Origin of the sequence: Rhodococcus (subgen. Prescottella) equi, assembly GCF_003013675.1 — a bacterium.
In the GTDB taxonomy this organism is placed as follows: Bacteria; Actinomycetota; Actinomycetes; order Mycobacteriales; family Mycobacteriaceae; genus Prescottella; species Prescottella equi.
Genome location: NZ_CP027793.1, coordinates 2,069,149 through 2,086,189 on the forward strand (window position 1 = coordinate 2,069,149; position 17,041 = coordinate 2,086,189).

General features: G+C 63.5%; 12 protein-coding genes and 3 rRNA genes. 13 read left to right on the forward strand and 2 right to left on the reverse strand.

Annotated elements, in window-relative coordinates:
- Window positions 1–8 precede the first annotated feature (8 nt).
- The 7 genes from C7H75_RS09765 (at window position 9) to C7H75_RS09795 (ending at window position 6,431) form a co-directional block, all read left to right on the forward strand.
- Window positions 9–569 carry a F0F1 ATP synthase subunit B gene (locus C7H75_RS09765; RefSeq protein ID WP_005514004.1) on the forward strand — a complete coding sequence of 187 codons (561 nt, stop codon included), beginning with the start codon at window positions 9–11 and terminating at the stop codon, window positions 567–569.
- Between the two features lie 5 nt (window positions 570–574).
- Complete coding sequence (locus C7H75_RS09770; RefSeq protein WP_013415634.1) at window positions 575–1,399, forward strand: F0F1 ATP synthase subunit delta; 825 nt, start codon at window positions 575–577, stop codon at window positions 1,397–1,399.
- Window positions 1,400–1,460: 61 nt separating this feature from the next.
- Window positions 1,461–3,104: a F0F1 ATP synthase subunit alpha gene (gene atpA, locus C7H75_RS09775; RefSeq protein WP_005514002.1), complete on the forward strand. Its 1,644-nt coding sequence runs from the start codon at window positions 1,461–1,463 to the stop codon at window positions 3,102–3,104.
- Between the two features lie 48 nt (window positions 3,105–3,152).
- Entirely contained in the window at window positions 3,153–4,133 is a 981-nt protein-coding gene (locus C7H75_RS09780) for a F0F1 ATP synthase subunit gamma (RefSeq protein WP_005514001.1), read from the forward strand.
- A gap of 3 nt (window positions 4,134–4,136) precedes the next feature.
- Window positions 4,137–5,585, forward strand: coding sequence for a F0F1 ATP synthase subunit beta (gene atpD, locus C7H75_RS09785; protein WP_005513999.1), 1,449 nt, complete (start codon window positions 4,137–4,139; stop codon window positions 5,583–5,585).
- A gap of 6 nt (window positions 5,586–5,591) precedes the next feature.
- Window positions 5,592–5,960, forward strand: a complete 369-nt coding sequence (locus C7H75_RS09790; protein WP_005513998.1) for a F0F1 ATP synthase subunit epsilon — start codon at window positions 5,592–5,594, stop codon at window positions 5,958–5,960.
- A 48-nt stretch (window positions 5,961–6,008) separates the two neighbouring features.
- Window positions 6,009–6,431, forward strand: coding sequence for a DUF2550 domain-containing protein (locus C7H75_RS09795; RefSeq protein ID WP_037085394.1), 423 nt, complete (start codon window positions 6,009–6,011; stop codon window positions 6,429–6,431).
- A gap of 63 nt (window positions 6,432–6,494) precedes the next feature.
- Here the strand turns inward: C7H75_RS09795 and C7H75_RS09800 are convergent, their stop codons facing one another.
- Window positions 6,495–7,070, reverse strand: coding sequence for a cob(I)yrinic acid a,c-diamide adenosyltransferase (locus tag C7H75_RS09800; RefSeq protein WP_005513995.1), 576 nt, complete (start codon window positions 7,068–7,070; stop codon window positions 6,495–6,497).
- A 55-nt stretch (window positions 7,071–7,125) separates the two neighbouring features.
- On the opposite strand from C7H75_RS09800, the gene murA reads away from it, so the two are divergent.
- The 4 genes from murA (at window position 7,126) to rrf (ending at window position 14,201) form a co-directional block, all read left to right on the forward strand.
- Window positions 7,126–8,397 carry a UDP-N-acetylglucosamine 1-carboxyvinyltransferase gene (gene murA / locus C7H75_RS09805; RefSeq protein WP_005513994.1) on the forward strand — a complete coding sequence of 424 codons (1,272 nt, stop codon included), beginning with the start codon at window positions 7,126–7,128 and terminating at the stop codon, window positions 8,395–8,397.
- A 585-nt stretch (window positions 8,398–8,982) separates the two neighbouring features.
- A 16S ribosomal RNA gene (locus C7H75_RS09810) occupies window positions 8,983–10,501 on the forward strand.
- Window positions 10,502–10,827: 326 nt separating this feature from the next.
- Window positions 10,828–13,958: ribosomal RNA gene (locus C7H75_RS09815) — 23S ribosomal RNA — on the forward strand.
- A 126-nt stretch (window positions 13,959–14,084) separates the two neighbouring features.
- Window positions 14,085–14,201: ribosomal RNA gene (gene rrf, locus C7H75_RS09820) — 5S ribosomal RNA — on the forward strand.
- The 16S, 23S and 5S rRNA genes sit together here, the layout of an rRNA operon.
- Before the next feature lie 100 nt (window positions 14,202–14,301).
- Here rrf and C7H75_RS09825 read toward each other — a convergent pair.
- Window positions 14,302–15,900: an adenylate/guanylate cyclase domain-containing protein gene (locus C7H75_RS09825; RefSeq protein ID WP_106851296.1), complete on the reverse strand. Its 1,599-nt coding sequence runs from the start codon at window positions 15,898–15,900 to the stop codon at window positions 14,302–14,304.
- 44 nt (window positions 15,901–15,944) lie between these two features.
- Between C7H75_RS09825 and nucS the strand changes: the two genes are divergently transcribed.
- Window positions 15,945–16,634, forward strand: coding sequence for an endonuclease NucS (gene nucS, locus C7H75_RS09830; protein ID WP_013415637.1), 690 nt, complete (start codon window positions 15,945–15,947; stop codon window positions 16,632–16,634).
- Window positions 16,635–16,676: 42 nt separating this feature from the next.
- Window positions 16,677–17,009 (forward strand): Rv1322 family protein, encoded by a 333-nt coding sequence (locus C7H75_RS09835; RefSeq protein ID WP_013415638.1) that lies wholly within the window; start codon window positions 16,677–16,679, stop codon window positions 17,007–17,009.
- Window positions 17,010–17,041 lie beyond the last annotated feature (32 nt).

The window sequence follows — 17,041 nt, forward strand, 5'->3', positions numbered from 1 at the left end:
AACACACCATGTCAACCACCATCGCATTGCTCGCGGCCGAGGGGGAGGATCACAACCCCCTCCTGCCCGCGACGTATGACATCACTTGGTCGATCGTTGCCCTGGTGGTCGTCGGGTTCGTCTTCTGGAAGTTCGTTCTTCCGATGTTCCAGAAGGTTCTCGCCGAGCGCACCGAGCAGATCGACGGCGGCATCAAGCGGGCCGAAGAGGCTCAGGCTGAGGCCAAGGCCGCGCTGGAGCAGTACCACGCCCAGCTCGCCGAGGCTCGCACCGAGGCCGCACAGATCCGCGAGGAAGCACGTACTCAGGGCCAGCAGATCATCTCCGAGATGAAGGCACAGGCCCAGGAGGAGAGCGACCGCATCGTCGCCGCCGGTCACAGCCAGCTCGTCGCTCAGCGGCAGCAGATCGTGACCGAGCTGCGGGCCGACCTCGGTAAGACCGCGGTCGACCTGGCCGAGAAGGTCATCGGAGAGTCGCTCGCCGACGACGTCAAGCGCGCCGGAACGGTCGATCGCTTCCTCAACGAGCTGGACGCAGTCAGCGCCGATTCCGCAGCAGGAAAGTGAGCACCATGTACGCAGCGAGCCGTGAAGCCCTGACGCAGACTCGTGCTGCGCTCACCGCGGCGTTGGATTCCGTTTCCCCCGGCGCGGCCACTGCGGCCGCGGCGCAGGCCGGATCCGAGCTGTTCTCGGTGGTCGAGGTTCTCGACGGTCAGCGCACTCTCCGGAGTGCTCTGGCCGACGCGTCCACGCCTGCCGCTGGTCGACAGGGCCTGGCCCGCCAGGTGTTCTCGGGGAAGGTCGGCGCCGAGGCGCTGGCAGCCCTCGAGGCCGCCGCGGGCCAGGACTGGTCGAGCACGGCGGATCTGCTGAACTCGCTGGTCACGGTTGGGCGTGAGTCCCTGCTCCGTGCCGCAGCGGATCAGAGCCAGAGCGACACGGTCGAGGACGAGCTCTTCCGTCTCGGCCGCATCGTTGCCGGCAATCCGCAGCTGGAGCAGGTCCTTTCGGATCGTTCGACGCCCGTCGCCGCCAAGCGAGAGCTGCTGTCGAAGCTGCTGTACGGCAAGGTCACCGCAATCACGGAGGCTCTTGCCATCCAGGCTGTGGGTCGCCTGCGCACCGCTCCGGCGGATGCGTTCGACGAGCTGTCGGCCCTGGCCGCGGCGCTCCGAGACAAGGCCGTTGCGCATGTTCGCAGCGCCTCGACGTTGTCGAGCGAGCAGGTCGAGCGGCTCGCGGCGACGCTGACCCGCACCTACGGCAAGCCCGTCACCGTGCATGTGGAGGTCGATCCGGCACTCCTCAGCGGCATGGTCGTCCGGGTGGGCCACGAGGTCATCGACGGGAGCGCGGCCGGTCGCCTCGCTGCCCTGCGCAAGACCTTCAAGTAGCCGACGACCGAACACATACTCCCGATCTTTTCGAAGACCAGATACCGAGAGCAGGAAAAACATGGCGGAGCTGACGATCTCCTCCGACGAGATCCGTAGCGCGATCGAGAACTACACCGCGAGCTACTCACCGGAGGCCTCCCGCGAGGAGGTCGGCGTGGTGTCCGACACCAGCGACGGCATCGCTCACATCACCGGCCTGCCGTCGGCGATGGCCAACGAGCTGCTGGAGTTCCCGGGCGGCGTGCTCGGTGTTGCACTGAACCTGGACGCCACCGAGATCGGTGCCGTCGTCCTGGGTGACTACGAGCACATCGAAGAGGGCCAGGAAGTCAAGCGGACCGGCGACGTTCTGTCGGTGCCGGTCGGCGACGGCTACCTGGGCCGCGTCGTCGACCCGCTGGGTCGGCCGATCGACGGCCTCGGCGACATCGAGACCACCGAGACCCGCGCCCTCGAGCTGCAGGCCGCCACGGTGCTCGAGCGTCAGCCCGTCGAGGAGCCGCTGCAGACCGGTATCAAGGCCATCGACGCCATGACCCCGATCGGCCGCGGACAGCGTCAGCTCGTCATCGGCGACCGCAAGACCGGTAAGACCGCGGTCTGTGTCGACGCCATCCTGAACCAGAAGGCGAACTGGGCGACCGGCGACCCGAAGCAGCAGGTCCGCTGCATCTACGTCGCCATCGGCCAGAAGGGCTCCACCATCGCCGGCGTCAAGCAGGCGCTCGAGGAGCAGGGCGCGATGGAGTACACCACCATCGTCGCTGCCCCGGCTTCGGACTCCGCCGGCTTCAAGTGGCTCGCCCCGTACACCGGTTCGGCCATCGGCCAGCACTGGATGTACCAGGGCAAGCACGTCCTCATCGTGTTCGACGACCTGACCAAGCAGGCCGAGGCGTACCGCGCCATCTCGCTGCTGCTGCGTCGTCCGCCGGGACGTGAGGCCTACCCGGGTGACGTCTTCTACCTGCACTCGCGTCTGCTGGAGCGTTCGGCCAAGCTGTCCGACGAGCTCGGTGGCGGTTCGCTGACGGCTCTGCCGATCATCGAGACCAAGGCCAACGACGTCTCGGCGTACATCCCGACCAACGTCATCTCGATCACCGACGGTCAGGTCTTCCTCGAGTCCGACCTGTTCAACAAGGGCATCCGCCCCGCGATCAACGTCGGTATCTCGGTTTCCCGCGTCGGTGGCGCCGCGCAGACCAAGGGCATGAAGAAGGTCTCCGGTTCGCTGCGTCTGGAGCTCGCGCAGTTCCGTGAGCTCGAGGCCTTCTCGGCCTTCGCTTCGGACCTCGATGCCGCTTCGAAGGCTCAGCTCGAGCGCGGCCAGCGTCTGGTCGAGCTGCTCAAGCAGGACCAGTACTCGCCGATCGCGGTCGAGGACCAGATCATCTCGATCTACCTCGCCGGTGAGGGTGTGTTCGACTCGGTACCCGTCGCCGACGTGCGCCGCTTCGAGGCCGAGCTCCTCGACGACCTGCACCGCAACGCGGGCAGCGTCTACGAGGCCATCAAGGGCGGCAAGGCTCTCGACGACGCCTCGATCGCGACCCTGACGGCTGCGACCGAGAAGTTCAAGGCAGGCTTCCTCGCCTCCGACGGCAGCCGTGTCGTCAACGAGGCCGAGGCCGAGGCTCTCGACGCCTCCGAGGTCGGCCAGGAGAAGGTCACCGTCAAGCGCACCACTGTCAGCAAGTGAGCGTGGTCCCCATGACTCAGCGTCACCCGAAGGGAGAGTGATCGATCGATGGCAAGCATCCGCGAACTGCGTTCTCGCATCAAGTCGGTCAACTCGACCAAGAAGATCACCAAGGCGCAGGAACTGATCGCCACCTCGCGCATCACCAAGGCGCAGGCCCGTGTCGCGGCTTCCAAGCCGTACGCGGAGGAGATCACCAAGGTGCTCTCCGAGCTGGCCAGCGCCTCGGCGTCGCTCGACCACCCGCTGCTCAACGAGCGGGCGAACCCGAAGCGTGCTGCCGTCCTGGTCGTGACCAGTGACCGCGGTATGTGCGGCGGTTACAACTCCAACGCCCTCAAGGAAGCGGAGGAGCTGTTCCAGCTGCTGCGCTCCGAGGGCAAGGAGCCCGTGATCTACGTGCTCGGTTCCAAGGGCCTCGGTTACTACACGTTCCGCGGCCGCAAGATCGGTGGTGCGTGGACGGGCTTCTCCCAGGAGCCCGGGTACGCGGATGCCGCCAAGGCGAGCCGTCACCTGGTCGAGCTGTTCATGGCCGGTTCCGGCGCCGAGGTCGAGGCGCCGAACGGCGAGGGCACGATCGAGGGCGTCGACGAACTCCATATCGTCTACACGCGCTTCGTCTCGATGCTCACCCAGAAGCCGGAAGTCCGGCGGATGGCTCCGCTCGAGGTCGATTACACGGACGATCACATCGAGCTGGGCGAGGACATGCTGTCCAACGGCCAGCACGACGGCAAGTCGGGTCCGAGCGCGGTCTACAATTTCGAGCCCGAGGCCGGCACGTTGCTGTCGGCCCTGCTGCCGAAGTACGTGAGCACGCGTATCTACTCGGCGCTGCTGGACTCCGCCGCCTCGGAGTCTGCCGCCCGTCGTACCGCCATGAAGGCCGCGACGGATAATGCGAACGAACTGGTGAACACCCTGAGCCGTCAGGCAAACCAGGCTCGCCAGGCCCAGATCACCCAGGAAATCAGCGAGATCGTCGGTGGCGCGAATGCGCTGGCCTCGAGCGCAGGAAGTGACTAGCACATGACCGCAGCAGTAACCCAAACCAACGCGAACGGCGCGGACACCACGTCCGGCCGGGTCGTGCGGGTCATCGGTCCCGTTGTGGACGTTGAGTTCCCGCGCGGCCATGTTCCCGACCTGTTCAACGCCCTGCACTCGGAGGTCACCCTCCCGTCGGTGGCGAAGACGCTGACCCTCGAGGTTGCGCAGCACCTGGGCGACAACCTGGTCCGCACCATCTCGATGCAGCCCACCGACGGCCTGGTCCGCGGCGCTGCTGTCAACGACACCGGCAAGCCGATCTCGGTTCCCGTCGGCGACGTCGTCAAGGGCCACGTGTTCAACGCCCTCGGTGACTGCCTCGACGCCCCGGGCACAGGTCGCGACGGCGAGCAGTGGGGCATCCACCGCAAGCCCCCGGCCTTCGATCAGCTCGAGGGCAAGACCGAGATCCTCGAGACCGGCATCAAGGTCATCGACCTGCTGACCCCGTACGTCAAGGGCGGCAAGATCGGTCTGTTCGGTGGTGCCGGTGTCGGCAAGACCGTTCTGATCCAGGAGATGATCACCCGTATCGCGCGTGAGTTCTCCGGCACCTCGGTGTTCGCCGGCGTCGGTGAGCGCACCCGTGAGGGCACCGACCTTCACCTCGAGATGGAAGAGATGGGCGTCCTCCAGGACACCGCCCTTGTCTTCGGCCAGATGGACGAGCCGCCGGGAACGCGTATGCGCGTCGCCCTGTCCGCGCTGACCATGGCGGAGTACTTCCGCGATGTCCAGGGCCAGGACGTGCTGCTGTTCATCGATAACATCTTCCGCTTCACGCAGGCCGGTTCCGAGGTTTCGACCCTGCTGGGTCGTATGCCTTCGGCCGTCGGTTACCAGCCCACGCTGGCGGACGAGATGGGTGAGCTCCAGGAGCGCATCACCTCGACCCGTGGCCGTTCGATCACCTCGCTGCAGGCGATCTACGTCCCCGCCGACGACTACACCGACCCGGCGCCGGCCACGACCTTCGCGCACCTCGATGCCACCACCGAGCTCTCGCGTCCGATTTCGCAGATGGGTATCTACCCCGCTGTGGACCCGCTGACGTCGACCTCGCGCATCCTGGAGCCCGGCATCGTCGGTGCCGAGCACTTCCGCGTCGCGAACGAGGTCAAGCGGATCCTGCAGAAGTACAAGGAGCTGCAGGACATCATCGCCATCCTCGGTATGGACGAGCTGCAGGAAGAGGACAAGGTCCTCGTCGGCCGCGCCCGCCGTCTGCAGAAGTTCCTCGGCCAGAACTTCATCGTCGCCGAGAAGTTCACCGGTGAGCCCGGTTCGGTCGTGCCGCTGCGCGACACCATCGAGGCGTTCGACCGCGTCTGCAAGGGCGAGTTCGATCACCTGCCCGAGCAGGCGTTCAACAGCTGCGGTGGACTCGACGACGTCGAGGCCGCTGCCAAGAAGATCGCCGGGAAGTAGACCGACATGGCTGAGATGACCGTTGAACTCGTTGCCGTCGAGCAGCGACTCTGGTCGGGATCGGCGAAGCTGGTCAGCGCCCAGACGACCGAGGGTGAGATCGGTGTCATGCCCGGGCACGAGCCGGTCCTCGGCCAGCTCGTCGAAGGCGGCGTGGTTGCGATCACGACCGTCGACGGCGAGCGCGTGGTCGCCGCGGTGCACGGTGGCTTCCTCTCGGTGACCGCCACCACGGTGACGATCCTGGCCGAGTCCGCTGACATGGCGCATGATGTCGACGTCGAGGCGGCCAAGGCCGTCCTGGCCGAGACCACCGAGGATCTCGAGGCGATCGCGATCGCCAAGGGTCAGCTGCGCGCCGTCGAGCGCGCGTAGTCAGTCCACGACGAGCCGCGACGGAGCCGACGAGTAGTGACGATCGGAATGGTTGTTCTCATCATTCTGGTTGTGCTGCTCGCGGCCTTCGTCGCGGCTTTCGTGTATCGCCTCGCCGTTCTGCGACGGGGTGGCACGGCGGCGATTCTGCGAGTGACCCCGGCTCCCGGTGGAAGTGGTTGGCGACACGGGGTCGTCCGGTACGGGGAAGGTTCACTGGTCTTCTTCAAGCTGTCGAGCCTGCGGCCCGGACCGGACTCCCGATTGAGTCGGCAGGGGATCGAGGTCGGTTCCCGTCGCGGCCCCGTCGGCAACGAGTACGACATCATGACCGACGAGATCGTGATTCTCGAGATCTCCGACGGTGACGACACGTACGAGATAGCCCTCGACCGGGGCGCCTTGACCGCCTTCCTTTCATGGGTGGAGTCGAGGCCGGACGGACGGTCGTTGCGGGGACGTCCCGCGTGACGGACCGCGGTGCGGGAACAGAAAAGGGAGGCCTGTCGGCCTCCCTTTTGCGTTGCGCGGGGGTCAGGACCTGCCGGCGCCGGGCTTCCACAGGACGTCTCCGCCCGGATTGGCGAGTCGGCTGACGATGAACAACAGGTCCGACAGGCGATTGAGGTACTTCGCGGGCAGGGTGTTGGTGTCGTCGGGGCTGGCCTCGACGGCCGCCCAGGCGGAGCGTTCCGCGCGTCGGGCGATCGTGCGCGACGAATGGAGCAGGGCCCCGAGCGGGGTGCCGCCCGGCAGGATGAACGAGTGCAGCGGTTCGAGGCGCTCGTTGAACTCGTCGCACCATCCTTCGAGGCGTTCGATGTAGGCCTCGGTCACGCGCAGCGGCGGGTATTTGGGGTCCGGAACGACCGGCGTCGAGAGATCCGCGCCGGCGTCGAACAGGTCGTTCTGGACCTGGCGGAGCACGTCGACGATCTCCTCGGGCGGGGTGCCGAGTGCGAGAGCGACGCCGATGCTCGCGTTCGTTTCGTCGCAGTCCGCGTACGCGATGAGCCGTGGATCGTTCTTGGACACGCGGGAGAAATCGCTCAGCCCGGTAGTGCCGTCGTCGCCGGTCCGGGTGTAAATCCGCGTCAAGTGAACAGCCATGGGGCAACGGTACCGCTCGGCAGGTCCGGCGTTGTCCTGGCTAGGCTGTTCGACTGTGAGTGAACGCTTTCTTGTCGCTGGTGGGAACCGACTCGTCGGTGAGGTGTCGGTGGGCGGCGCGAAGAACAGCGTCCTGAAACTGATGGCCGCGGCTCTGCTCGCCGAGGGCACGACCGTCATCGAGAATTGTCCCGACATCCTCGACGTGCCGCTGATGGCCGATGTACTGCGCGGACTGGGCTGCGACGTGTCGCTCGAGGGGGACGTCGCGAGGATTACGACACCGGCGCAGCCGAAGTACCACGCGGACTTCGCGGCCGTCCGGCAGTTCCGAGCGTCGGTGTGTGTCCTCGGTCCGCTGGTCGCGCGATGCCACAAGGCAGTCGTGGCGCTTCCCGGTGGAGACGCGATCGGTTCGCGCCCCCTCGACATGCACCAGTCAGGACTTCGCCTCCTCGGTGCGCACAGCGAGATCGAGCACGGCTGCGTCGTCGCGGAGGCCGACGACCTGTACGGGGCCAACATCCGCCTGGCGTTCCCGTCGGTGGGGGCGACCGAGAACATTCTCATGGCTGCCGTACTGGCCAGGGGAGAGACGATCATCGACAACGCGGCGCGCGAGCCGGAGATCGTGGACCTGTGCAACATGCTGAACCGGATGGGTGCGAAGGTCTCCGGCGCCGGCTCGACGACGCTGACCATTCGCGGCGTCGACCGCTTGCAGCCCACGTCGCACCGGGTCATCGGCGACCGGATCGTCGCGGCCACCTGGGGTATCGCTGCAGCGATGACGCGGGGGGACGTGCTCGTCCGCGGCGTGAACCCGAAGCACCTCAGTCTCGTGCTCGACAAGTTGCGCGCGGCCGGTTCGCAGATCACCACCGAGGCCGATGGTTTCCGCGTGGTGCAGACCGGTCGTCCGCAGGCCGTGAACTTCGCGACCCTCCCGTACCCGGGATTCCCGACAGACCTGCAGCCGATGGCGATCGGGCTCGCGGCGATCGCGGACGGCACGTCGATGATCACCGAGAATGTCTTCGAGGCGCGATTCCGGTTCGTGGAAGAGATGATCCGCCTGGGTGCGGATGCACGCACCGACGGGCACCATGCCGTCATCCGGGGAGTGGAGGAGCTGTCGAGCGCCCCGGTGTGGTCCTCGGACATCCGTGCCGGCGCTGGCCTGGTGCTTGCGGGGCTCGTCGCGGACGGGGTGACAGAAGTGCACGACGTCTACCACATCGATCGCGGCTACCCCAGATTCGTCGAGGACCTGGTCGGATTGGGCGGGGACATCCGTCGAGTCTCGGACGAAGGAGACGGGCAATGAGCGCTGTGCCCGGCATCACAGTCGAGCATTCGGCCGTGGCCGCGGTCGTTCGCGCTTGATGACCTGGGAAAACGACGTCCCGAATCCTTCCCACCAGGCCGTTTGACGCTCCGTTCACCCTCGCGTAACTTATTCCAGGTCAGAGCGACACGGACACCGACCCGGCCGCGACCTTCACTGGTCAGCGAGGGAAAACGAGGTTGTACGGGGAGCGCCTGATATTCCCGGAAGTTGGTCGACGATCCTGCCGTGTGTAGGGTGGTTGTACCGCCTCCGGGTGGCCCGGAAGGGAAGCGAGTTTGCACTCGACTCTCGGGTGGGCTAAGCTGGAACGGTTGCCTCGGAACGAGAAACTGTGTGTTTCGAGTGATGGTGTGTGCGTGTTCTTTGAGAACTCAACAGTGTGTCGATGAATGTCAGTGCCAATTTTTGGTACTCCACCACTTTTTGTGGTGGGTATTTGCTGATTGTCTCATTCTTCCGTCTGGGATGGTCAGCGCAAACAGCTAGTTTGAGTTTATTTTGCTAGTGATTTGACTCGATGTCTATGACTGATTGCCGGTTTTGCCGGCCAATCTTGAGTCTTCAACGGAGAGTTTGATCCTGGCTCAGGACGAACGCTGGCGGCGTGCTTAACACATGCAAGTCGAACGGTAAGGCCCCTTCGGGGGTACACGAGTGGCGAACGGGTGAGTAACACGTGGGTGATCTGCCCTGCACTCTGGGATAAGCCTGGGAAACTGGGTCTAATACCGGATATGAGCTCCTGTCGCATGGCGGGGGTTGGAAAGGTTTACTGGTGCAGGATGGGCCCGCGGCCTATCAGCTTGTTGGTGGGGTAATGGCCTACCAAGGCGACGACGGGTAGCCGGCCTGAGAGGGCGACCGGCCACACTGGGACTGAGACACGGCCCAGACTCCTACGGGAGGCAGCAGTGGGGAATATTGCACAATGGGCGAAAGCCTGATGCAGCGACGCCGCGTGAGGGATGACGGCCTTCGGGTTGTAAACCTCTTTCAGCAGGGACGAAGCGAGAGTGACGGTACCTGCAGAAGAAGCACCGGCCAACTACGTGCCAGCAGCCGCGGTAATACGTAGGGTGCGAGCGTTGTCCGGAATTACTGGGCGTAAAGAGCTCGTAGGCGGTTTGTCGCGTCGTCCGTGAAAACTTGGGGCTCAACCCCAAGCTTGCGGGCGATACGGGCAGACTTGAGTACTGCAGGGGAGACTGGAATTCCTGGTGTAGCGGTGAAATGCGCAGATATCAGGAGGAACACCGGTGGCGAAGGCGGGTCTCTGGGCAGTAACTGACGCTGAGGAGCGAAAGCGTGGGTAGCGAACAGGATTAGATACCCTGGTAGTCCACGCCGTAAACGGTGGGCGCTAGGTGTGGGTTTCCTTCCACGGGATCCGTGCCGTAGCTAACGCATTAAGCGCCCCGCCTGGGGAGTACGGCCGCAAGGCTAAAACTCAAAGGAATTGACGGGGGCCCGCACAAGCGGCGGAGCATGTGGATTAATTCGATGCAACGCGAAGAACCTTACCTGGGTTTGACATATACCGGAAAGCCGTAGAGATACGGCCCCCCTTGTGGTCGGTATACAGGTGGTGCATGGCTGTCGTCAGCTCGTGTCGTGAGATGTTGGGTTAAGTCCCGCAACGAGCGCAACCCTTGTCCTGTGTTGCCAGCGCGTAATGGCGGGGACTCGCAGGAGACTGCCGGGGTCAACTCGGAGGAAGGTGGGGACGACGTCAAGTCATCATGCCCCTTATGTCCAGGGCTTCACACATGCTACAATGGCCGGTACAGAGGGCTGCGATACCGTGAGGTGGAGCGAATCCCTTAAAGCCGGTCTCAGTTCGGATCGGGGTCTGCAACTCGACCCCGTGAAGTCGGAGTCGCTAGTAATCGCAGATCAGCAACGCTGCGGTGAATACGTTCCCGGGCCTTGTACACACCGCCCGTCACGTCATGAAAGTCGGTAACACCCGAAGCCGGTGGCCTAACCCTTGTGGAGGGAGCCGTCGAAGGTGGGATCGGCGATTGGGACGAAGTCGTAACAAGGTAGCCGTACCGGAAGGTGCGGCTGGATCACCTCCTTTCTAAGGAGCATCTCCCCACACACCCCGAAGAGTCGGGGAGCGTGTGAGGGCAGAGCCATTTCGGATTCACATGTAATCCGGTGGTGCTCATGGGTGGAACACTGACAAGTATTCTTCTTCACTACTGCCGGCCCGAGTGCTGGTGGGAAGAGAGTTATATCGGCATACTGTTGGGTCCTGAGAGAACACGTGAGTGATCTTCTCGAAGGAAGGAACGACAAGACCTGGGCGTGGTCATACCGCGGTGCGAGAGTGCCGGCTGGTGCCACATGAGTTCGGGTGTTGTGTGTTGTTTGAGAACTGCACAGTGGACGCGAGCATCTTTGTTGTAAGTGTTTAAGAGCGTACGGTGGATGCCTTGGCACCAGGAGCCGATGAAGGACGTAGGAGGCTGCGATAAGCCTCGGGGAGCTGTCAACCGAGCTGAGATCCGAGGATGTCCGAATGGGGAAACCCAGCCACAGTGATGTGTGGTTACCCGCGCCTGAATATATAGGGCGTGTGGAGGGAACGTGGGGAAGTGAAACATCTCAGTACCCACAGGAAGAGAAAACAACATGTGATTCCGTGAGTAGTGGCGAGCGAAAGCGGAAGAGGCTAAACCATGGGTGTGTGATAGCCGGCGGGCGTTGCATTCGTGGGGTTGTGGGATCCGTCTTGTCAATTCTGCCGGATTGGCCGACAGTGAGAAATCATCGTGTTAGTCGAAGTGGTCTGGAACGGCCTGTCGTAGAGGGTGAGAGTCCCGTAGACGAAAACATGGTGACTGTCGTGACGGACACCCGAGTAGCAGCGGGCCCGTGAAATCTGCTGTGAATCTGTCGGGACCACCCGATAAGCCTGAATACTCCCTGGTGACCGATAGCGGACTAGTACCGTGAGGGAAAGGTGAAAAGTACCCCGGGAGGGGAGTGAAATAGTACCTGAAACCGTGCGCTTACAATCCGTCAGAGCCTGCGCCACTTTGGTGGGTGGGTGATGGCGTGCCTTTTGAAGAATGAGCCTGCGAGTTAGCGGCATGTCGCGAGGTTAACCCGTGTGGGGTAGCCGTAGCGAAAGCGAGTCCGAATAGGGCGTTTGTAGTGGCATGTTCTAGACCCGAAGCGGAGTGATCTACCCATGGCCAGGGTGAAGCGACGGTAAGACGTCGTGGAGGCCCGAACCCACTTAGGTTGAAAACTGAGGGGATGAGCTGTGGGTAGGGGTGAAAGGCCAATCAAACTCCGTGATAGCTGGTTCTCCCCGAAATGCATTTAGGTGCAGCGTCGCGTGTTTCACTCTGGAGGTAGAGCTACTGGATGGCCGATGGGCCCCACAAGGTTACTGACGTCAGCCAAACTCCGAATGCCAGAGTGTGAGAGCGCGGCAGTGAGACTGCGGGGGATAAGCTTCGTAGTCGAGAGGGAAACAGCCCAGATCGCCGGCTAAGGCCCCTAAGCGTGTACTAAGTGGAAAAGGATGTGGGGTCGCGAAGACAACCAGGAGGTTGGCTTAGAAGCAGCCACCCTTGAAAGAGTGCGTAATAGCTCACTGGTCAAGTGATCCTGCGCCGACAATGTAGCGGGGCTCAAGTACACCGCCGAAGCCGCGGCATTCACATAACACCCATGCGGGTCTACGGGCCTGTGTGCAGTGGTGTGGATGGGTAGGGGAGCGTCGTGCAGCCATGGAAGCGCCGGAGTGATCCAGGTGTGGAGGCTGCACGAGTGAGAATGCAGGCATGAGTAGCGAAAGACGAGTGAGAAACTCGTCCGCCGAATGACCAAGGGTTCCTGGGCCAGGTTAATCCGCCCAGGGTGAGTCGGGACCTAAGGCGAGGCCGACAGGCGTAGTCGATGGACAACGGGTTGATATTCCCGTACCCGTGTGAACGCGCCCCTGGTGAATCAGTGATGCTAAGCGCCCTGAAGCCGCCTTCGAACCTTCGGGTTCTCCGGTGTGTGGATGCGCGTGAACCGATCTGGTAGTAGCCAAGCGATGGGGTGACGCAGGAAGGTAGCTGAGCCAGTCAGTGGTAATACTGGTGTAAGCGTGTAGGGCGTGACCTAGGCAAATCCGGGTCACATACAGCCTGAGACGTGATGCGTAGCCGATTGAGGCGAATTCAGTGATCCTATGCTGCCGAGAAAAGCCTCTAGCGAGCTTTCACACGGCCCGTACCCCAAACCGACACAGGTGGTCAGGTAGAGAATACTAAGGCGATCGAGATAACTGTGGTTAAGGAACTCGGCAAAATGCCCCCGTAACTTCGGGAGAAGGGGGGCCTCGTCTGGTGACGGAACTTGCTTCCTGAGCTGGGTGGGGCCGCAGAGACCAGAGAGAAGCGACTGTTTACTAAAAACACAGGTCCGTGCGAAGTCGTAAGACGATGTATACGGACTGACGCCTGCCCGGTGCTGGAAGGTTAAGAGGACCGGTTAGCCAGTAATGGCGAAGCTGAGAATTTAAGCCCCAGTAAACGGCGGTGGTAACTATAACCATCCTAAGGTAGCGAAATTCCTTGTCGGGTAAGTTCCGACCTGCACGAATGGCGTAACGACTTCTCTGCTGTCTCAACCACAGACTCGGCGAAATTGCATTACGAGTAAAGATGCTCGTTACGCGCGGCAGGACGAAAAGACCCCGGGACCTTCACTATAGCTTGGTATTGGTGTTCGGTTCGGTTTGTGTAGGATAGGTGGGAGACTGTGAAGCGGGCACGCCAGTGTTCGTGGAGTCGTTGTTGAAATACCACTCTGATCGTATTGGACATCTAACCTCGGACCATGATCTGGTTCAGGGACAGTGCCTGGTGGGTAGTTTAACTGGGGCGGTTGCCTCCCAAAATGTAACGGAGGCGCCCAAAGGTTCCCTCAGCCTGGTTGGCAATCAGGTGTCGAGTGCAAGTGCACAAGGGAGCTTGACTGTGAGACTGACAGGTCGAGCAGGGACGAAAGTCGGGACTAGTGATCCGGCACCGGCAAGTGGAAGCGGTGTCGCTCAACGGATAAAAGGTACCCCGGGGATAACAGGCTGATCTTCCCCAAGAGTCCATATCGACGGGATGGTTTGGCACCTCGATGTCGGCTCGTCGCATCCTGGGGCTGGAGTAGGTCCCAAGGGTTGGGCTGTTCGCCCATTAAAGCGGCACGCGAGCTGGGTTTAGAACGTCGTGAGACAGTTCGGTCTCTATCCGCCGCGCGCGTTAGAAACTTGAGGAAGGCTGTCCCTAGTACGAGAGGACCGGGACGGACGAACCTCTGGTGTGCCAGTTGTTCCGCCAGGAGCACTGCTGGTTAGCTACGTTCGGAAGGGATAACCGCTGAAAGCATCTAAGCGGGAAGCCTGTTCCAAGATGAGGTTTCTCACCCCCTCGAGGGGGTAAGGCCCCCGGCAGACCACCGGGTTGATAGGCCAGAACTGGAAGCACAGTAATGTGTGGAGGTGACTGGTACTAATAGGCCGAGGACTTACCACAAAGAAGCTACGCGTCCACTGTGCGGTATCTGAAACAACACACAGATACCATTCACCCCCAACCATGATCCCTCCGAGGGATTGTGGGTTCGGGCGGGGTGTTGAATGTGTGACAGTTTCATAGAGTTACGGCGGCCATAGCGGAGGGGAAACGCCCGGTCCCATTCCGAACCCGGAAGCTAAGCCCTCCAGCGCCGATGGTACTGCACTCGACAGGGTGTGGGAGAGTAGGACACCGCCGAACACCCGTTAACCGGAAGGCCCCCACCAGCATTGGTGGGGGCCTTCCGGCATTTCACATCCATTCTCTACGGCACGGCCATTGCGTGGATGAGGGGCTGCGATCACACGGCGGAAGTATCCGAGACCGTGTCACGCGACCCGCCCCGAGATGTCTTCGCGATCGGATGCGCCAGGCGCGTGGGAAGCGAGCGTCCGCGGAGCACCACCTCGTCGCCCGCCGTCCACAGCGTTGCCTCGCTCGTGCCGGCACGCTCGACCGTCGTCATCGATGCAAGCAGACGGCCGGGTTCGTTCTTGGCGATCTCGGACAGTCGCGCGGCCTCGTTGACCGGGTCGCCGATGACGGTGTATTCGAAGCGTTCTCGCGCACCCACGTTGCCGGCGACGGCGGTTCCGGCGGCGACACCGACGGCCGCGCAGCACTCGGGGACCTCCGCGAGGAGGCGTCGTCGAATCATGCGTGCCGCCGCGAGGGCATGCCCGGCGGCGTCGTCGAGATCCCGGGGTGCGCCGAAGATGGCGAGCGCCGCGTCGCCTTCGAACTTGTTGACGAACCCACCATGACGATCCACCTCGTCGACGACGACTTCGAAGAAGCGGTTGAGGAGGTCGACGACCTCCCCTGGGGGTCGGGTCGCGGCCAGTTCGGTGGAGCCGACGAGATCGACGAAGAAGATGGCGACCTCACGCTCCTCGCCGCCCAGACGCGGGGGCTCGACGAGCGCTGCCTCCGCGACGTCGTGGCCCACGTGCCGCCCGAACAGGTCACGGATCCGTTCCCGCTCCCGCAGACCGTCGGCCATCCGGTTGAAACCGGACTGCAGCTCGCCGAGTTCGGTGCCGTCGTAGACGACGACCGCGGCGTCCAGGTCGCCCTCCTCGATGCGGCTCATGCCGGCCTTCACCGCGCGGATCGGGGCGACCGTCGCGCGCGCCGACAGGAGAATGAGCAGAAGCCCGAATATCAACGTGATGGCACCGAGGCCGACGATGGCCACGATCAATTGCTCCCGCGTGGTCTCGCGGTTGAAGTAGCTGAAGATCGCGACGATCACAAGACCTGTCATCGGTACGCCCGTGCCGAGGATCCACGCAAGCATGGTGCGCCCGACGACGCCGCCCAGCCGGATCCTGGGCCGGGTTCCTGCGGCGAGCGCGCGGGCCGCGGCGGGCCGCAGCGCGAACTCGCTGAACACGTGACTGAACGCGCAGATGGTGAGCCCGCCGAAGGCGATCGTGAAGGCCACCTTGGGAATCGCCTCCGGCTCGACCAGTCCGTAGCACGTGGTGAGGATGACGAGGGCGATCGTCCACTGACCGATCTGCATCTTCGTCAACCGCCACGACATGGTGAGAGCCGCCAATTGTTCAGCTCGGGTCGGGGTGCGGTCCTGCATCATCCATTCGAGGCTGTGCAGGGCGCGTCTGGTCCCCCTGACGGTGCCGACGAGCAGCGCGACCGCCAGGTACACCGGAACGAAGACGAAGTTGAGGAAGCGGAACTCGTCGTCCAGCATCATCGGGCCCGGGACCACGTACGTCACGAGGATTGCGACCACCGCGGCGCCGACCAGGTTGGCGCCGAGCAGCGACGTCGTCAAGAGCGTCTGGACCCTGATGCGCCGGATTCGTGGCGCCTCGGACGGCGTTCCGAGCAGGCGGGATCCGAGCGGCGTGGAGGCGGATCGGCGCGGGTCCATAGTCGTTCGAGAGTAGACCGATTCGATCCACTAGGGTGGGCGGAGTGCGTCTTGTCATTGCTCGTTGCCGTGTCGACTACGTCGGTCGTCTGACGTCCCATCTGCCGATGGCCCGTCGACTGCTGCTCATAAAGGCGGACGGGTCGGTGAGCATCCACGCCGACGACCGCGCGTACAAGCCGCTCAACTGGATGAGCCCACCCTGCTGGCTCTCCGAAACCACCGACGGTGCGGGCCCGGATGGCGCCGAACAGCAGTTGTGGGTGGTGACCAACAAGGGCGGCGAGGAACTGCGGATCACCATCGAGGAGATCGAGCACGATTCGAGCCACGAACTCGGCATCGACCCCGGTCTCGTCAAGGACGGCGTCGAGGCGCATCTCCAGGAGTTGCTGGCCGAGCACGTCGAGACGCTCGGCGACGGGTACAGCCTCATCCGCCGTGAATACATGACCGCGATCGGACCGGTGGATCTGCTGTGCCGCGACGCGGACGGCGCAACGGTGGCGGTGGAGATCAAGCGCCGCGGTGAGATCGACGGCGTCGAACAGCTCACGCGCTACCTGGAACTGCTGAACCGCGACCCACTGCTGGCGCCGGTCACCGGCGTGTTCGCGGCGCAGCAGATCAAGCCGCAGGCGAAGACGCTCGCCACCGATCGCGGGATCCGTTGCCTCGTCCTCGATTACGAGGCGCTGCGCGGAACCGAGAGCACCGAGTTCCGGCTGTTCTGAGTGAGGAAGGATTGCGCGGAGGACGCCACCTAGACTGGGGGAGTGCCGCGCCGTAACCAGTCCCACAAGTCTCAGCGCCGATCCGGCGGGTCGTCAGGGGAGAGCCGCGGCGGCAGTCTGTTCGGAGACGCGTTGGCCCGCGAGGAGTCCGGTCCCGCGGGCTACGACGACGAGCGCTTCATGGTGCGTCAGATTCCCGGGGCCCGGGCGACGAAGAGCTACCGCTGCCCGGGATGCGATCAAGAGGTGCGCCCAGGTGTCGCGCACGTCGTCGCGTGGCCGGCCGACCCCGGTGGCGCCGACGACCGCCGGCACTGGCACACGGGCTGTTGGGCGGGGCGCCGGACACGTGGGTTGACCCGACGCTGGTCCTAGACCCGACCCTGTTCCTGGAGACCCGACGCTGC

Bases quoted from the DNA above. Each gene is read 5' to 3' on its own strand.
- C7H75_RS09765 (WP_005514004.1), top strand. From the start codon at position 9: ATGTCAACCACCATCGCATTGCTCGCGGCCGAGGGGGAGGATCACAAC.
- C7H75_RS09825 (WP_106851296.1), bottom strand. From the start codon at position 15,900: ATGGACCCGCGCCGATCCGCCTCCACGCCGCTCGGATCCCGCCTGCTC.
- C7H75_RS09800 (WP_005513995.1), bottom strand. From the start codon at position 7,070: ATGGCTGTTCACTTGACGCGGATTTACACCCGGACCGGCGACGACGGC.
- C7H75_RS09770 (WP_013415634.1), top strand. From the start codon at position 575: ATGTACGCAGCGAGCCGTGAAGCCCTGACGCAGACTCGTGCTGCGCTC.
- C7H75_RS09790 (WP_005513998.1), top strand. From the start codon at position 5,592: ATGGCTGAGATGACCGTTGAACTCGTTGCCGTCGAGCAGCGACTCTGG.
- C7H75_RS09795 (WP_037085394.1), top strand. From the start codon at position 6,009: ATGGTTGTTCTCATCATTCTGGTTGTGCTGCTCGCGGCCTTCGTCGCG.
- atpA (WP_005514002.1), top strand. From the start codon at position 1,461: ATGGCGGAGCTGACGATCTCCTCCGACGAGATCCGTAGCGCGATCGAG.
- atpD (WP_005513999.1), top strand. From the start codon at position 4,137: ATGACCGCAGCAGTAACCCAAACCAACGCGAACGGCGCGGACACCACG.
- C7H75_RS09780 (WP_005514001.1), top strand. From the start codon at position 3,153: ATGGCAAGCATCCGCGAACTGCGTTCTCGCATCAAGTCGGTCAACTCG.